Genomic DNA, 925 nt, shown 5'->3' with positions numbered 1-925 from the left:
CTTGGAATTTAAGGTCACTCTACGTGGCTACGTTCACCTTTGGTGCTGGTGCGGTGAGGCGGGCACGTGCTCTTCGGCCGATTCGTCGATCCTTTAGGCCGTCCAGGGCCAGGCCGGCTGAATGTCGCCGGCTTGGTGGGCGAACCAATCTTCGCGCGGAGCCGACGGAATCCCAGCCGGGTCCGGTAAGGGCTCAGCACGGTGCCCGGCGCGGGTTTGGACTGCCAGGGCCTGCGCAGGTCATCGACGAGAGTGGAGGCCATGCGTAGCTGGGCGTAGGCGGCGATGGTCAGCTGCACCCACCGGTCGGTGGCCTGCGCGGAAGCCAGGTGCACGGCACGCAAACCGAGGTAAACCTTCGCGAACCGGTGGAAATGTTCCTGGTCGAACCTGCGCAGGTATGCCTTCCAGAGCACATCGAGGTCGGGTTCGGTGGGGCCAGCGTGGAACAGCCAGATGTCCTTGTGGGGTTTACGGCCTCCGGGCAGGCGCTCGACGCTGACCTGGATGACGGTGCCACGCACGATCGGTAGCGTGCGGTCCGGTGGCCAGCGGGCCCAGCGACCGTCCCGGCCGAGTTTCTGGTGCATGCCCCGCCAGGCCCGCACCGTGACCGTCCCGTGGCGAGGGGAGGTGCCGGTGCGTTCGGTGTCCGGTGGTGGCTGCCGGTCGGGCGCATCCAAGGGCAGCCGCTGCCCGTGCCGGCGGGGGGCGCCCCGCGCGCCGGCCGGGCGGGGGCCGGGGTCGGCGTGGAAGACACGGTTGCCGCGTAGCCGGACCAGGAGCTGGACGTGCTCGCCGGCCAGTTCGTGGGCGAGCGCGCTCGGGTCGTTACCCGCGTCCAGGACCACCAGCGGGGGTGGGGCGTCCGGGGCCTGTCTGCCGGTGGCGGCCAGGTCAGCGAGCAGGCCGCGGATCTGGCCGC

General features: G+C 70.5%; 1 pseudogene. It reads right to left on the bottom strand.

Going from position 1 to position 925, the window contains the following annotated elements:
• Positions 1–14: 14 nt before the first annotated feature.
• A pseudogene (locus tag MJ797_RS26845) lies at positions 15–925 on the bottom strand (transposase); the annotation flags it as partial.

The organism is Protofrankia sp. CiP3, assembly GCF_917627345.1.
Taxonomy (GTDB): Bacteria; Actinomycetota; Actinomycetes; order Frankiales; family Frankiaceae; genus Protofrankia.
Note: the sequence above shows the minus strand (reverse complement) of the source record. Positions and strands in the feature narration are given on the sequence as shown.